Annotated in this window: 15 protein-coding genes and 1 pseudogene; 5 read left to right on the top strand and 11 right to left on the bottom strand. The window is 65.8% G+C overall.

The features are described 5' to 3' along the window. Window positions 1-107 precede the first annotated feature (107 nt). Window positions 108-758 (bottom strand): sulfotransferase family 2 domain-containing protein, encoded by a 651-nt coding sequence (locus Q0L89_RS04355; RefSeq protein WP_296762841.1) that lies wholly within the window; start codon window positions 756-758, stop codon window positions 108-110. A gap of 193 nt (window positions 759-951) precedes the next feature. On the opposite strand from Q0L89_RS04355, the gene Q0L89_RS04350 reads away from it, so the two are divergent. Next, window positions 952-2,580, top strand: a complete 1,629-nt coding sequence (locus tag Q0L89_RS04350; RefSeq protein ID WP_296762839.1) for an AMP-binding protein — start codon at window positions 952-954, stop codon at window positions 2,578-2,580. 260 nt (window positions 2,581-2,840) lie between these two features. On the opposite strand, the gene Q0L89_RS04345 is transcribed toward Q0L89_RS04350, so the two are convergent. Genes Q0L89_RS04345 through Q0L89_RS04335 form a run of 3 tightly spaced genes read right to left on the bottom strand, consistent with a single transcriptional unit; the run spans window position 2,841 to window position 4,134 of the window. Next, window positions 2,841-3,251 (bottom strand): hypothetical protein, encoded by a 411-nt coding sequence (locus Q0L89_RS04345; protein WP_296762837.1) that lies wholly within the window; start codon window positions 3,249-3,251, stop codon window positions 2,841-2,843. Then, window positions 3,248-3,661 (bottom strand): hypothetical protein, encoded by a 414-nt coding sequence (locus Q0L89_RS04340; RefSeq protein WP_296762836.1) that lies wholly within the window; start codon window positions 3,659-3,661, stop codon window positions 3,248-3,250. The genes Q0L89_RS04345 and Q0L89_RS04340 overlap by 4 nt, the downstream gene beginning before the upstream one ends. Further along, window positions 3,658-4,134: a hypothetical protein gene (locus tag Q0L89_RS04335; RefSeq protein ID WP_296762834.1), complete on the bottom strand. Its 477-nt coding sequence runs from the start codon at window positions 4,132-4,134 to the stop codon at window positions 3,658-3,660. The genes Q0L89_RS04340 and Q0L89_RS04335 overlap by 4 nt, the downstream gene beginning before the upstream one ends. Before the next feature lie 557 nt (window positions 4,135-4,691). On the opposite strand from Q0L89_RS04335, the gene Q0L89_RS04330 reads away from it, so the two are divergent. Continuing rightward, window positions 4,692-5,720, top strand: a complete 1,029-nt coding sequence (locus tag Q0L89_RS04330) for a hypothetical protein (RefSeq protein WP_296762832.1) — start codon at window positions 4,692-4,694, stop codon at window positions 5,718-5,720. Window positions 5,721-5,729: 9 nt separating this feature from the next. On the opposite strand, the gene Q0L89_RS04325 is transcribed toward Q0L89_RS04330, so the two are convergent. Next, window positions 5,730-6,986: an SPOR domain-containing protein gene (locus Q0L89_RS04325; RefSeq protein ID WP_296762830.1), complete on the bottom strand. Its 1,257-nt coding sequence runs from the start codon at window positions 6,984-6,986 to the stop codon at window positions 5,730-5,732. Between the two features lie 87 nt (window positions 6,987-7,073). Continuing rightward, on the bottom strand, window positions 7,074-7,706 hold the full coding sequence (gene upp / locus Q0L89_RS04320) for a uracil phosphoribosyltransferase (RefSeq protein ID WP_296762828.1): 633 nt from the start codon (window positions 7,704-7,706) through the stop codon (window positions 7,074-7,076). Between the two features lie 244 nt (window positions 7,707-7,950). Between upp and Q0L89_RS04315 the strand changes: the two genes are divergently transcribed. Beyond that, window positions 7,951-10,230 carry an NADP-dependent malic enzyme gene (locus Q0L89_RS04315; protein ID WP_296762826.1) on the top strand — a complete coding sequence of 760 codons (2,280 nt, stop codon included), beginning with the start codon at window positions 7,951-7,953 and terminating at the stop codon, window positions 10,228-10,230. Between the two features lie 152 nt (window positions 10,231-10,382). Continuing rightward, window positions 10,383-12,278, top strand: coding sequence for a propionyl-CoA synthetase (locus Q0L89_RS04310; RefSeq protein WP_296762825.1), 1,896 nt, complete (start codon window positions 10,383-10,385; stop codon window positions 12,276-12,278). A gap of 66 nt (window positions 12,279-12,344) precedes the next feature. Here the strand turns inward: Q0L89_RS04310 and Q0L89_RS04305 are convergent, their stop codons facing one another. From Q0L89_RS04305 to Q0L89_RS04285, 5 genes are all read right to left on the bottom strand, one after another. Beyond that, a complete protein-coding gene (locus Q0L89_RS04305) occupies window positions 12,345-12,746 on the bottom strand; it encodes a hypothetical protein (protein ID WP_296762823.1) in 402 nt (133 codons plus the stop codon). Window positions 12,747-12,776: 30 nt separating this feature from the next. Continuing rightward, window positions 12,777-13,199 (bottom strand): curli-like amyloid fiber formation chaperone CsgH, encoded by a 423-nt coding sequence (csgH, locus tag Q0L89_RS04300; protein ID WP_296762821.1) that lies wholly within the window; start codon window positions 13,197-13,199, stop codon window positions 12,777-12,779. Window positions 13,200-13,285: 86 nt separating this feature from the next. After that, window positions 13,286-13,723, bottom strand: a complete 438-nt coding sequence (locus Q0L89_RS04295) for a hypothetical protein (protein ID WP_296762820.1) — start codon at window positions 13,721-13,723, stop codon at window positions 13,286-13,288. After that, window positions 13,720-13,896 carry a hypothetical protein gene (locus Q0L89_RS04290; RefSeq protein ID WP_296762818.1) on the bottom strand — a complete coding sequence of 59 codons (177 nt, stop codon included), beginning with the start codon at window positions 13,894-13,896 and terminating at the stop codon, window positions 13,720-13,722. Before Q0L89_RS04290 ends, Q0L89_RS04295 begins: the two co-directional genes overlap by 4 nt. A 131-nt stretch (window positions 13,897-14,027) precedes the next feature. After that, entirely contained in the window at window positions 14,028-14,789 is a 762-nt protein-coding gene (locus tag Q0L89_RS04285; protein ID WP_296762907.1) for an NAD kinase, read from the bottom strand. A gap of 170 nt (window positions 14,790-14,959) precedes the next feature. On the opposite strand from Q0L89_RS04285, the pseudogene glyA reads away from it, so the two are divergent. Continuing rightward, a pseudogene (gene glyA / locus Q0L89_RS04280) lies at window positions 14,960-15,115 on the top strand (serine hydroxymethyltransferase); the annotation flags it as partial.

The raw sequence follows: 15,115 nt of genomic DNA, 5'->3' as shown, positions 1-15,115 counted from the left end.
ACGACAACCGCTTCATCTTTCCCCAAGTACTCCGGGGGTGTGGGGGCAGCGCCCCCACTCTGAAAAACCAGCAACCGCGCCCCGCAAGGGGCGCGGTTTCCGCCTCACTACCCGCCGAAGACATAGCCGAAGCGCGCGATATCCTCGGCGCAATCATGCGCGACCGCCTGCGCGGTGTCGTCGCCGTAATAGCGGCGAAAGTCGCGCGCCCGCCGCGAGGCATTGGCGCGCGGCAGTTCCATCCGGAACCCCAGGTGCCGCCACAAGGCGGCGGCGTCGTCATCAAAGCATTCGATGCGGATATAGGCATCGCATCGCTCCACCCCGGCCGCATCGCGCATGTAGCTGGCACAGGGCGCCGCCCGGATCGCCGCGCGGGTCTGCGGGTGCAGTACGAAATCGGCGAAGCCCAGCCGCGCCGCCAGCCGCACCTGCGGATGATCGAAGCGTTGCACCCGCAGCCAGTGGTAATAGCTGACCATCCTGTCCCAGGGATTGCGCACCAGCGTGAAGGCGAAATAGTCCGCCACCTGCGCCGGGCTCAGCAGCCCGTCGATGTCGGCCATGGTGGAATGCTTCCACAGCCGCCCCGCCGCCTGCACGCCCCTCAACCGGCGCCGGCGCCGGCGCGCCTTGGGGGTGTCGCCGATCAGGATATCATCGGCCATCGCGCGCCCCTCCAGCGCCAGCGACAGTGCCGTGCCGCCGGTCTTGGGGATATGCACGAAGATGTAGCGCCGCCCGTGCGAGATGATCATGTCCCCACGCTAGAGCATGTCGCCCGAAAGTGGGAACCGGTTTCGCGCGTCCCGGGCATTCGAAAACACGCTCCGGCGCCGGGGCGGCCGGCGCAAAAGTCCGGTTTTCGCCCCGCTCGCAGGCCGATCCCCCTTCCCTTGCCCCGCCCGGGCGCAATAGTCTGTCGCAAACAGGTTCAAGCGGGAGGAAACAATGGGCTGGATGCGAGACGAGACCGGACTGGACAAGTGCGCGGCGAATTACACGCCGCTGACGCCGCTTTCGTTTCTGCGGCGCGCCGCCGGCGTATTCGCCGAACACGAGGCGGTCGTCTACGGACCGCATCGCAAGACCTATGCCGAGTACCACGCGCGGGTGACGCGGCTGGCCTCGGCGCTGGCGGGCATGGGCGTGCGGCCGGGCGACGTGGTGGCCACCATGCTGCCCAACATCCCCGCCCAGGCCGAGGCGCATTTCGGCGTGCCCGCCTGCGGCGCGGTGCTCAACACCATCAACACGCGGCTCGAACCCGATACCGTGGCCCATATCCTCGACCATGGCGAGGCAAAGGTGCTGCTGGTCGATCCGCAGTTCCTGCCGGTCGCCGCGCAGGCCATCGAGCAGATGGAAGGCCCCGCGCCCACGGTGATCGAGGTCGCCGACGACCACGCCGGCGTGCACGCCACCGGCCACTATACCGAGTACGAATCGCTGCTGGCCCAGGGCGACCCCGGCTTCGACTGGGTCATGCCCGACGACGAATGGGAATCCATCGCGCTCAACTACACCTCGGGCACCACCGGGCGGCCCAAGGGCGTGGTCTCTCACCACCGCGGCGCCTACCTCAACGCCATGGGACAGGTCATAAGCTGGCGCATGGTGCTGCACCCGCGTTACCTGACCATCGTGCCGCTGTTTCACTGCAACGGCTGGTCCCACACCTGGATGATGCCGCTGCTGGGCGGCACCGTTGTGTGCTGCCGCGACATCACGGCAGGGGCCATCTACGACGCCATCGCCGACGAGGGCGCGACCCATTTCGGCGGCGCGCCGATCGTGCTCAACACCCTCATCAACGCGCGCGAGGACGAACGCCGCGACTTCGACCATGTCGTCGAGGTGTTCACCGCCGGCGCCCCGCCACCGGCCGCCACCCTGCGCGCGATCGAGCCGCTGGGCTTCAACGTCACCCAGGTCTACGGGCTGACCGAAACCTACGGCCCGGCCACCGAATGCACCTGGCACGCCGAATGGGATGCCCTGCCCGAGGATCAGCGGTTCGAGATCAAGGCGCGCACCGGCGTGGCGATGCCCTTCATGGAGGAAAGCACCGTCATGGACCCCGAGACCATGACCCGGGTGCCGATGGACAGCGAAACACAGGGCGAAATCATGTTTCGCGGCAACGGCGTGATGAAAGGCTACCTCAAGAACGCCGACGCCACCGCCAAGGCGTTCAGGGACGGGTACTTTCACTCGGGCGATATCGCCATCCAGCATCCCGACGGCTACATGAAGATCCTCGACCGCTCGAAGGACATCATCATCTCGGGCGGCGAAAACATCAGCTCGGTCGAGGTCGAAGGCGTCCTCGCCGCGCACCCCGACGTGCTGCTGTGCGCCGTGGTCGCCAAACCCGACGACAAATGGGGCGAGGTGCCCTGCGCCTTTGTCGAGCTGAAGGACGGCCACAGCGCCGACGAGGCGACACTGATCGCCTTCGCCCGCGAACGGCTGGCCGGGTTCAAGACCCCCAAGCGCGTGGTGTTCCGCGAACTGCCCAAGACATCGACCGGCAAGATCCAGAAATTCCAGCTCCGCGCCCTCGCGCGCGACCTGTAGACGCGCGGCGCGGGCGGGACGGGCGGAACGGCCGGCCAATGTCCGCGATGCGTATGGGAGGGGAAGTTGCGAAGTTGTGAACCTTAGTCGCCCATCGAGACGTGAGCGGCCCTTTCCGGACCTTGGACTGATCGTCCTAATGCCGCAACGCAGCTCTCCGAACCGTCATTCGCAGTAAGATCAAAGGCTAGCAAGCTCGAAGACACTCTATGCGGACGAGGAAGACGTTGGCCGGGGGCTTAACAATGGCTGCTCTCGGGTCAGTCCTTCCGTGCCAAGCGATGCCATGCCTCACGGAACTCAGGCCTGTTGTAGTTCTTTCGTGACAACCACCACGATACGCGGCCTTCCTTGTTGGTATTCGAACCCGCAAGAGATTTTACTTCGTCCAACGTCAGTATGTAGCACACCGGATCGTCGTCGTTGGCTCCAACGGTGATGATCCACCACTGTGAGCGCAGACTGTCTAAGCTACCACCCAAAGGCACATCGACGCTCTTAGACAGCGCCTTTGACTGGATTGGGATCACCATATCCTCATCATCGACTGGGGCGGCATACAGGTCAGCGCCGCGTGCATTTCGCACCGTGGGCATGACGCTCCAGCCCCGCCGTGTCAGTTCCCATGCGATATGGAACAGCCCAGCATTTCCGGTCATCTGGTGTTTCATTGCAACGCTCCGAAATCGTTCGCTGTTGCAGTAGCCCGGACGGCGCTTGGCAGGCAGTTTCCGGACCGTTCGCGGTTCGGATCGGACCTGTGGCACTCCAGTGCCTGTTCGTTGGTGAGCAAATAGAAAGTCGGCGCCATAGTGCTAATGTTCAGTGCGACAAATAGGAACAAATCGGCGTCACCCTTGGTTGCCATCAGCACAGGCCAGCGAGTAATTTCGGTTTCGCGGTCAATGTATTGCCGTGTCTTCACCTCGACTGACAAGGCGCGATCATCAACCACTACCATGAGGTCGTGACCAGGGGCACCCGCTGGGCTGGCGTAGGCTGCATAACCAAGGCTGTTCAGCTTGGCTAACGCCAATGCCTCACCAAGGTCACCGGCTTGTTGGTGTGCGAGTTTCTTCATTTCGCGGAGGCCCAGTCAAACGCGCTTTGGCGTTCGGCGAAGTAGAATTCACTAATGGTCATCCCAATCGGGACACGTAGTCCAGTGTCATCCAGCCCCTTCTGGAACCCGGCGAGGATGCTATCCGTTACACCCTGAGCCGTCTCCACCAACGCGGTGACTGCTGGCATATCGTGTGTGTGGGCATAGTCGACGATCTGAGACAATGGAATCTTCCGAGCCATGTGTTGGTGCCAAGCGTCGCCGGGCTTCAGCACTCCACCGGCTTCAGCCAATTGGCGATAGGTCACTGAGCGCTTGTCGCGTGCGGCCTGAAGCAAGAATTCAATGCCTGCCTTGAAATCGAACGCAGTGTTCCTTCGGGCCTGCTCTTCGATAGCAGCGACGGCCAACGGAGCGCCGAGCTTTCCGGCCCGACGATGGTTGTCGATCAAGTTCTGAATCTGTTGATTTGTCTTCGTCGTCATATCCATAGCAGAGAATTAATCACCGATTGATATGAGTTGTCGAGCGCAGGTCGCCCACTTATTCGGGACTGCACTTGCGTAGCGGTCATTTGTGTGAAGTGCGGCACCGGGTCATCTTGGGCTCAAGACATGCGGCAGCGCGGAGAAGAACGGGTGTTGTTGGTCGCCTGAATGTCAGTTGTTTGTGCAGCGGTCCGACTGGTTCGCACATGCAGCGAACTCACACTTCCCGCCCTTTGTGTAGGATGCCGCACTCGCACATGCTGCGACTATGACCGGTAGCTTAGGGGCTGCAACCAGCCCTCTCCGTTCCGCGCGGCACGCTGCCCCCCCCTGCCCACATCTTGTGGCACCCGCCACCGCGCGCCACATTAACCCGGCCCCGGGTGCCGCGCCGTACCGACGCAATACCGACGTGATGCTACCGGGATGCAGACGCGCCGATCCCTGCAAATCCGGGCCGTTAACCCCCGAATCACCCGCCGGGGCGCACCGGGGGCAATTGCCGGGCGCGCGGCGGCCGTGCTATCGTCTCCGCAATCCAGGAGGCAGGGCAGACGCCGATGACGGCCTTGAAGCAATATCAACGCCTTGAGGCCGCGGGCCTCTGGCGGGCGACACCGGACGACCAGCGCCGCGACGTGATCGTGTCCCTCGGCGATGCCACGCTCATCATCACTGACCGGAGCGACCGGCCCCTGGCGCACTGGTCTCTGCCGGCGCTGGAGCGCGCCAACCCCGGCGCGACACCGGCGATCTACCACCCCGACGGCGATGCCGGCGAAACGCTGGAACTACCTGAAGACGAAGGGAATTTCATATCCGAGGTCGAGCGCCTGCGCGCCGCCATCCACCGCCAGCGCCCGCGCCCCGGGCGGCTGCGGCTGGTCACCCTCGCCGCGGTCGTCGCGGCGATCGGCGCGCTCGGGGGGCTGTGGTTGCCGGGGGCATTGATCGGGCACACGGTTTCGGTGGTGCCGGCGGCCAAGCGCGCCGAGATCGGCAATGCCGTACTGGACCAGATGCAGCGCGTCACCGGCGCGCCCTGCACGACACCGGCCGCCAACCTGGCGCTGCGGCGCCTCTCGGCACGCCTGCCGGCGCCCGACGGGCAGACCGACCGCCTGATCGTCATGCGCGAAGGCGTTGAAAACACTGTTCAATTGCCCGGGCATATCATGCTGCTCAGCCGCGCCCTGGTCGAGGATCATGAGGCCCCCGACATCGTCGCCGGCTACATCATCGCCGAACAATTGCGCGCCGCCGCCCGCGACCCTCTGGAGCGGCTGCTTGAACATGCCGGGGTTTCGGCCAGTTTCCGGCTGCTCACCACCGGCACGCTGCCGCCCGACGTGCTGCGCAGCTACGCCGAGGTACGGCTTACCCAGGCCCCCGCGCGCGTGGCCGAGGACGCGCTGTTGCGCGCCTTCGAAAAACAGCAGGTACGCAGCAGCCCCTATGCCTATGCGCTCGACATCACTGGCGAAAAGACCCTGCCGCTGATCGAGGCCGACCCCTACGCCAACACCACCTCGCGCCCGGTGCTCAGCGACGGCGACTGGGTTCGCCTGCAGGGTATCTGCGGTGCGTGAACGGCGACCTTACTGGCGCACGCGGGCGCCGGAAAAGCCCGCCTTGCGCGCCGCGGCAAGTGCTGCATGCAGCCGCTCGGGCGACTTGTAGGGCCCGGCCATCAGCATCTGGTGCGGCTGTCCGTTGCGCGTGTATCGTCCGGCCCGCACCGACAGGCCGGCGGCCTTGAGCCGCGCCGCTGCAGCCCGCATCGCGCCTTCGTCCGAGAAATGCGCCACCTGCACGTATTGATGCGTCACCTGGCGCCGTGCCGCCTTGCCGGGGCGCGGCGCCGTGGCCGCGGATGCAGGTGCAGACTTCGACGAAACACGCGGTTGCGCCGCCGTTGCCGCGGCCGGCTTTTCCGATGCCCGCGACCGTGTCGAAAGGTGCGGTTGACGCGCCGGGCCGCGCACGATGCGCGCGCTGTCGGGGTGGAAAACCATGGTTCCGGCGCGCAATCGCCCGGGTTTGAGTTCGCGCGGCACCGTGCGGGTCCAGCGCGCCTCCATGCTGCGCTTGCCGGTCAGGGTCTGATGGGCCCGCTTGCGATTGAGCCTGTCATCGGTCCACACCGGGGCATAGCCTGCGGGCGGGCCGGCCAGGTCGGCCGACTGGAGCTGGTTTTCGTAGACATGGCGCGGCGCGATGCGGGTGCCGCGCACGATGCGCGCGTTCCTGACCACCTTCTTGCGTGGCGCCGGTGCCGGGTTGGCGGCAGGCCGCATCGACGCGCCCTGATCGCGGCCGGCGCTGACGGGATCGGCCTTTTGCGGCCCGCAACGCACGTCCGGATCGTTGCCCATGTAGCGGCGCGACAGCGGCGAAAGCTGCGCGCACACACCCTGCGCCACCATGGATTTGCGGGCGCTGTGCGCCTTCTGCGCAGGCACCACCGGCTTGCGCACTGGCTTGCGCATCGCCGGCTTGGCCGGCGCGGCCAACGCGGTTGCGGCCGGCGCCTTCGCTGCGGCGGGTTTGCGCGCGGCCGGTTTCGGCGCAGGTGCGGCAGCTACCTCGGGGGCCGGCTTGGCCGTCTGCGGCCGGCTGGCCGCGGTCTGCGTCGGGCGCGCGCCACAGATATGCTCCCGATCGCGCGTCACCCGCGGCACCCAGCGTACCGCGCCGTCGAACCCGGCACGCACGTAGATACAACCGCGACTGTCCACGTATTGCTTGCCGCTGTAAGAGGACGGCGGCGTCTCGGCCGGCGGCGATGCGTTGCGCAGCGTCGCCGCGTGCAGCGCGCCGCCTGTCATTGCGACGGCGACTGCCAGGCAGCTCAACCAACGTGTTGTTTTCATTTGTGCCCCCACACGAAATGTTGGCGCCAGTCTGCACCAGATACTGGTACGAGTAAAGCGTCGCTCACTCTATTTGGTGCCGTACATCCGGTCACCCGCATCGCCCAGACCGGGCAGGATATAACCCTTGTCGCTTAGCTCCCGATCAAGGGCCGCGGTCATGATCGGCACGTCCGGGTGCGCCTGTTTCATGCGGGCCACACCCTCGGGCGCCGCCAGCAGGCACACAAAGCGGATGTCGCGCGCGCCCGCTTGCTTGAGCAGATCGACCGTCGCGGCCGAGGAATTCCCGGTGGCCAGCATCGGGTCCACCACGATGACCCGGCGCGCATCCAGCCCATCGGGCAGCTTGCAGTAATATTGAACCGGCCTCAGCGTGTCTTTGTCGCGATAAAGCCCCACGAACCCGACATCCGCCTCGGAAACAACCTCCAGCAGGCCGTCGAGCAGGCCATTGCCGGCACGCAATATCGACACCAGCACCGGCGCGCGCCCTTCCAGCACCGGAGCCTCCATTGGCTCCAGCGGGGTCTCGATCCGGCGGGTGGTCATGGGCAGGTCGCGGGTGGCTTCGGCGGCCATCACCAGGCTGATCTCGCGCAGCAGCCGGCGGAACTGGGGCGTCGATGTCGTCCCATCGCGCAGCAGGGTCAGGTTGTGCTGGATCAAGGGGTGATAGACAGTGGTAAGATGCTGGCTCATGGCTGCTCCGGGTCGTGGTGGGTCAGCCGTCCGGTGGCGGACGACGGTTTGCACAGCATTACCCCCGTGGCAGCACCCGGCGCAATGGTCCCGATCACACGCAGAAAACCCGTGACCGCAGCACTGGAAATCTGCATTCTGAGCGGACGCGCGCCAGCCACGATTCAGCGCGACTTTCCCGCCTGGAAAACGTTTAGCGTTAAACTATCCAGCGGAAACAAGACGGCGACAGGGAGGAAAGGCAGTGACGGAAAACCACAAGGAGGCCGACCGGCAGGCGGCGTTGGCCTATCACGAGTATCCGCGGCCCGGCAAGCTGGAGATCCGCGCGACCAAGCCGCTGGCGAACGGCCGCGACCTGTCGCGCGCCTACTCGCCCGGCGTCGCCGAAGCCTGCATCGAGATCGGCAAGCTCGAGACAAATGCCAGCCGCTATACCGCGCGCGGCAACCTGGTGGGAGTGGTCACCAACGGCACCGCGGTTCTGGGCCTTGGCAATATCGGCCCGCTGGCCGCCAAGCCGGTGATGGAGGGCAAGGCCGTCCTGTTCAAGAAATTCGCCGGGATCGACTGCTTCGATCTCGAACTCGACGAGCCCGACCCCGAGAAACTGGCCGAGATCGTCTGCGCGCTCGGGCCGACCTTCGGTGCCATCAACCTCGAGGACATCAAGGCGCCCGATTGCTTCATTGTCGAACAGATCTGCCGCGAGCGCATGAACATCCCCGTATTCCACGACGACCAGCACGGCACCGCCATCGTGGTCGGCGCGGCGGCCAAGAACGCTTGCCACGTATCGGGCAAGCGGTTCGAGGATATCAAGGTTGTCAGCGCCGGCGGCGGCGCGGCCGGGATCGCCTGCCTGAACATGCTTCTGAAAATGGGGGTGCGGCGCGAAAACGTCTGGCTGTGCGATATCCACGGGCTTGTCTACGAGGGCCGTGAGCTGGACATGAACCCGCAGAAGGCGGCCTATGCGCAAGCCTCCGAGATGCGCGACATGGCCGAGGTGATCGACGGCGCCGACATGTTTCTCGGCTTGTCGGGGCCCGGCGCCCTGACGCCCGACATGGTGGCCCGGATGGCACCGCAGCCGATCATCTTTGCATTGGCCAACCCGACGCCCGAGATCCTGCCAGACGAGGTGCGCAGCGTCGCACCGGACGCGATCATCGCTACCGGGCGCAGCGATTTCCCCAACCAGGTCAACAACGTGCTTTGCTTTCCGTTCATTTTTCGCGGGGCATTGGACGTCGGTGCGACCGAGATCAACGATGCCATGCAACTGGCCTGCATCGACGGCATCGCCGACCTGGCCCGCGCCACCACCTCGGCCGAGGCGGCGGCGGCCTATCGTGGCGAAACCATGACCTTCGGGCCGGAATATTTGATTCCCAAGCCCTTCGATCCGCGGCTTGTCGGGATCGTGTCGTCCTCGGTGGCGCGCGCGGCGATGGAATCGGGCGTCGCCACGCGCCCGATCGAGGATATCGACGAATACAAGGCCCGCCTCGACGGGTCGGTATTCAAGTCGGCGCTGCTGATGCGCCCGGTGTTCGAAGCCGCGCGCACCGCCTCGCGCCGGATCGTCTTTGCCGAAGGCGAGGACGAGCGCGTGCTACGCGCCGCGCAGGCGATCCTGGAGGACACGACCGAGCAGCCGATCCTGATCGGCCGCCCCGAGGTGATCGAGGCACGCGCCGAACGCGCCAGCCTGACCATCAAGCCGGGGCGGGATGTGCAGATCGTCAACCCCGAGAACGACCCCCGCTACCGCGACTACTGGGGCAGCTATCATGAGATCATGTCGCGGCGCGGCGTGACGCCCGACCTGGCGCGCGCGATCATGCGCACCAACACCACCGCGATCGGGGCAGTGATGGTTCATCGCGGCGAAGCCGACAGCCTGATTTGCGGCACCTTCGGCGAATACCGCTGGCATCTCAATTATGTCACGCAGGTACTGGCCGAGGGCGATTTGCGTCCGCACGGTGCGTTGTCCATGATGATCATGGAAGACGGGCCGATATTCATCGCCGACACGCATGTGCACTCGCTGCCCACGCCCGAGCAACTGGCCGAGGCCGCGATAGGCGCGGCGCGGCATGTGCGCCGCTTCGGGCTGGAGCCGCGCGTGGCCTTCTGTTCGCAATCGCAGTTCGGCAACCAGGCCGAGGGCTCGGGCGCGCGCCTGCGCGCCGCCGTCGGCATCCTCGACAGCGAACCGCGCGATTTCGCCTACGAGGGCGAGATGAACGTCGATACCGCGCTCGACCCCGAACTGCGCGACCGCCTGCTGCCCGGCAATCGCCTCAAAGGGCCGGCAAATGTGCTGATCTTCGGCCATGCCGACGCCGCCAGCGGGGTGCGCAACATCCTCAAGATGAAGGGCGGCGGCCTCGAGGTCGGGCCGATCCTGATGGGCATGGGAAACCGCGCCCATATCGTCAACCCGTCGATCACCCCGCGCGGCCTGCTGAACATGGCTGCCATCGCCGGCACGCCGGTGGCCCATTATGGCTGAGCGGTGCGCCGTGACCGGCACCCGGCATCCGGCGCCCCGGCGATAGCGCAAACAGCGGCAAGGCGGCGCAGGTGCCCCCCTTGCCCGACAGTGTGACGCGGCGTAACAAACGTGCGAACGGCATACAGCCGCATGCTGGATGGAGGAGCCACATGACCACTTACGCCGAGATATACAACGCCTCGCAAGCCGACCCCGACGGGTTCTGGATGAAGCAGGCCGAGGCCATCGACTGGGACCGCAAGCCCAGCAAGGCGCTGTTTGACGATAACGCGCCGCTTTACGAATGGTTCAGCGACGGCATGGTCAACACCTGCTGGAACGCTGTCGACCGCCATGTCGAGGCCGGCCGCGGGCCGCAATACGCCATCATCCACGACAGCCCGGTGACCGGGCGCACCCACAAGATCACCTATTCCGAACTGCGCAACCGCGTGGCCATGCTGGCCGGCGCACTGCGCGCCAAGGGGATCGAAAAGGGTGATCGCGTGATCATCTACATGCCCATGGTGCCCGAGGCGATCGAGGCGATGCTGGCCTGCGCCCGGCTGGGCGCGATCCATTCGGTCGTGTTCGGCGGCTTTGCCAGCCACGAACTGGCGGTGCGCATTGATGACGCCAAGCCCAAGGCGATCCTGGCCGCGTCCTGCGGGGTCGAGCCGGGGCGCCTGGTTCATTACAAGCCGCTGCTCGACGGGGCCATAGAACAGGCCACGCACAAACCCGATTTCTGCGTCATCCTTCAGCGTGAAGAGGAAGTGGCGAAGATGATCGAGGGCCGCGATTTCGGCTGGCACAGTTTCCAGTACGGCGCCGCCCCCGCCGACTGCGTGCCCGTCGAGGGCAATCACCCCGCCTACATCCTTTACACCTCGGGCACCACCGGTCAGCCCAAGGGTGTGATCCGGGCCACCGCCGGGCACCTGGTGGCGCTCAACTGGTCGATGAAGAATCTCTACAATGTCGATCCGGGCGACGTGTTCTGGGCCGCCTCCGACGTGGGCTGGGTCGTCGGCCATAGCTATATCTGCTACGCGCCGCTGATCCATGGCAACACCACCGTGGTGTTCGAGGGCAAGCCGGTGGGCACGCCGGACGCCGGCACGTTCTGGCGGGTGATATCGGAACACAACGTGCGCAGCTTCTTTACCGCGCCCACGGCCTTTCGCGCCATCAAGCGCGAGGATCCCAAGGGCGAGTTCGTGCGCAAATATGACCTGAGTTGCCTGCGCACGCTCTATCTTGCCGGCGAACGCGCCGATCCCGATACCATCAACTGGGCCAAGGATCAGCTTGGCGTGCCGGTCGTCGATCACTGGTGGCAGACCGAAACCGGCTGGGCGATCACCGGCATCCCCATGGGGATCGAGGAGATGGAGATCAAGATCGGCTCGTCGGGCGTGCCGATGCCGGGCTACGACGTGCAGATCCTTGACGAAGGCGGCCAACCGCAAGGCCCCGACACGCTGGGCGCGGTGGCGATCAAGCTGCCGCTGCCGCCGGGCACCCTGCCCAACCTGTGGAACGCCGAGGCGCGGTTCCGCAAATCCTATCTCGACCACTTCCCCGGCTACTACGAGACCGGAGATGCCGGCATGATCGACGAGGACGGCTATCTCTACATCATGGCGCGCACCGACGATGTCATCAACGTCGCCGGCCACCGGCTTTCGACCGGCGCCATGGAAGAGGTGCTTGCCAACCACCCCGACGTGGCCGAATGCGCCGTGATCGGAGTGGCGGACGAGCTCAAGGGGCAACTGCCGATGGGGTTCTTGTGCCTGACCAAGGGCGTGAACCGCGCGCACGAGGAAATCGTGCGCGAATGCGTCGCCATGGTCCGCCGCGAGATCGGCCCCGTCGCCGCGTTCAAGCTGGCCGTGGTGGTCGACCGGCTGCCCAAGACACGCTCGGGCAAGATCCTGCGCGCCACCATGGTCAAGCTGGCCAACGGCGAGGATTTCAAGATGCCTGCCACCATCGACGACCCGGCGATCCTCGACGAAATCAGGGAAGCCCTGCAACCGACCGGCTACGCCAAGGGCTGATCGCGCAACAGGCAAAGGGGCCCCGGGCGGGGGCCCCTTTGCGCACGGCGCAACCGCGCCCGGGTGCTATCGCCAACCGTGCTGTATCAGGATGCCGGTATCGCCATCGCGGCGCTGGCCGACATGGCCGGTCGTGCCGTCGCCGGTCTGGAATATCCCGTACATCTGGCCATCGCCATTCTGCGACAAGGTCGCGGTGTGACCGTCGCCATCCTGCTCGATGATGCCCAGGCCGCCGCGTCCGCGCTGCGCGATGCCGGCAGCGTTTCCGTCGCCGCGCTGGCGGATGACGGCATCGCCCTCCATGTGCCTGGCGAGCGCGTAGAGAGTGAGCCCGGCGCGCATGGCGCGACGCTCGTCGGCGTTGCGCGGCTCGATCTCCAGGCTGATCGACCCGCCGGCCGATGCCGGCGCGGCCATGGCTGTGGATAGGGCGAGAAGGGTTGCGGTGATGATCGTGCGTTTCATGTCGGAATTCCTTTCGGGTTTGCAATGAGGTTAGAGGTCAGCGACCGGATCGCCGCTGCGGCAGGTCACGGATTGGCCGCTCCAGATGAGCGTCAGTCGGACATCGTATTGCCCGGCTTCGCCGCCGAAGGTTGCCTGACCAACGGTGACGGGTGCGCCGGCATCGGCAGTGAAATCGCCCGATTGCGCGATGCGCGCCGAACCGCCGCCACCGTTGCGATTGATCCGCATCTCGTAGCGGCCGGTGACGGCGCGGTCGGCCACGACGCGGCCCTCAAGCTTCACGCCACCCGACACCATCGGGGTGACGCCGATCTCGCAACGCAGCCGCGACGGCGTGGATTCAGCCGAAATGGCGGGGATGGCCGCGGCACCGGCCACCCCGAGCAGGCCAAGCGCAAGCATGGTCGCCTTGCCACCGCGCCGCGTGGATTTCGCGAAGGGGACTGTCATTTTTCTTTTCCTTTCGAATTGTCGGGATGACGCAGCGTGCGGGCCTCCGCAGGGGGAGGACAGGGCGGCCCGCACGCCGGGGCGGCTCAATCCTGCACGATTACGGCAACATTGCCGGAGCCGCGCTGGTGCGCCTCGGCGTCGTTGCCGTGCCCGGCCTGGATCACGCCCACGGCGTTGCAATCGCCGTACTGGCGTGTGCGGGCGCTGTTGCGGGAGCCGAACTGCGCCGTTCCGTTGACGTTGCAGTCGCCGCGCTGGACGGAATCCGCCTCGTTGTGCCGCCCCTGCTGGCCGACCACGGTAAGGTTGCCGTTGCCGTCCTGAACCGAAATCGCGCTATTGCTCCAGCCCCTCTGGCTGACGCTCATGCGGTTCCAGTTGCCGTGCTGTGCCCCGCCGACACCGTTGTCGATGCCCGACTGCTCGATGAAAACGCGGCTTCCGCCCGCGAGGGTGGGCAGGGCCGTGCCAGCGAGAACCAGAACGGTTGCGGCGGCCTTGAATGCGATCTTGAAGGTCATGGTTTGTCTCCTTGGTGCAATTTGCTTTTCGCGGTCCCGGCCTCGCCGGGGATACGGGTGATGTGCATCGGGTGGTGCGCCAGCGGCGCGGTGCCGATGTGCCAAAGCTGGCCCCGAGCGCCAATGCCGGGCAATAACGCGGCGGCGCTATCGGCTGACATGGCGGCTGCCATGCGATTTCACCTGCATCCAAGCGCGCCGCTATCGGATAGCAGCGAGTGTAAATTTCTGTTTTAAAATGGTTTTCATCACCCCCGCGTCACGACACCGCGCGCGGAATCGAAAGCAAGGCCGGCAACCGCCCTCAGACGAATTGTTCGCGGATCAACCGTTCTTCCAGCCCGTGACCGGGATCGAACAGAAGCCGGTGCACGATACTCGGCTCCGAACGGACTTCCACCCATTCCACATCGCGCACCGCCTGCCCATCGCCCTCGGCCATCACCGGGCGCCTTTCGGCGTCCAGAACGTCAAAGCGTACCTGCGCCGTCTTGGGCACCAAGGCCCCGCGCCAGCGCCGCGGCCGGAAAGCGGCCACGGCAGTTATCGCCAGGACATCCGCGCCGATCGGCAGGATCGGGCCGTGGGCGCTGTAATTGTAGGCGGTCGATCCGGCGGGCGTCGCCACCAGCGCCCCGTCGCAGACCAATTCTTCCAGCCGGATCCGCCCATCGACGGTGATGCGCAGCTTCGCGGCTTGCGGCCCCTCGCGCAAAAGCGACACCTCGTTGATGGCCAGAGCCTCGTGCACGGTGCTGTCAAGGCAGCCGGCCTTCATTGATAGTGGGTTGATCACGGCTTCCTCGGCCTCGCGCAACCGCCCTGTCAGGTCGTCCGGCGAAAACTCGTTCATCAGGAACCCCACGGTGCCGCGGTTCATCCCGTAAACCGGCACCGACAGGTGCTGCGTACCGTGCAGCGTGTGCAGCATGAACCCGTCGCCGCCCAGGGCCACGATCGCCTCGGCCTCGGCAAGGGGCGCGTTGCCGTAGCGCCGCGCCAGATCTTCCTTCGCACGCTCTGCGCTCTCGGCCTGGCTGGCCAGAAAAGCGATTTTCATGGTGATCCGACCTTCCTGCATGACCCCGCTTGCCGCAGAGCCGGATCGAACCACATTGCGTCGCCAGACACCAGACCTGACGCGGAGCTGCGCGACTGCGTCGCTTTCGGCACTTCCACCCCACCCGCCTTTCGACTACCAGAGCGACAAACGATATCCTTGGACGGAGCCACGACATGACCGACCCTTCCTTTTTCACGGCATCGCTTGAGACGCGCGACGTGGCGGTTTTCGGCGCGATCCGTGACGAGCTGTCGCGTCAGCGCGACGAGATTGAGCTGATCGCGAGCGAGAACATCGTCTCGGCGGCGGTGCTCGAGGCGCAGGGCTCG

This window comes from Sediminimonas sp., assembly GCF_024637375.1.
Lineage (GTDB): Bacteria > Pseudomonadota > Alphaproteobacteria > Rhodobacterales > Rhodobacteraceae > Sediminimonas.
This window is presented reverse-complemented; position numbering and strand designations above follow the sequence as displayed.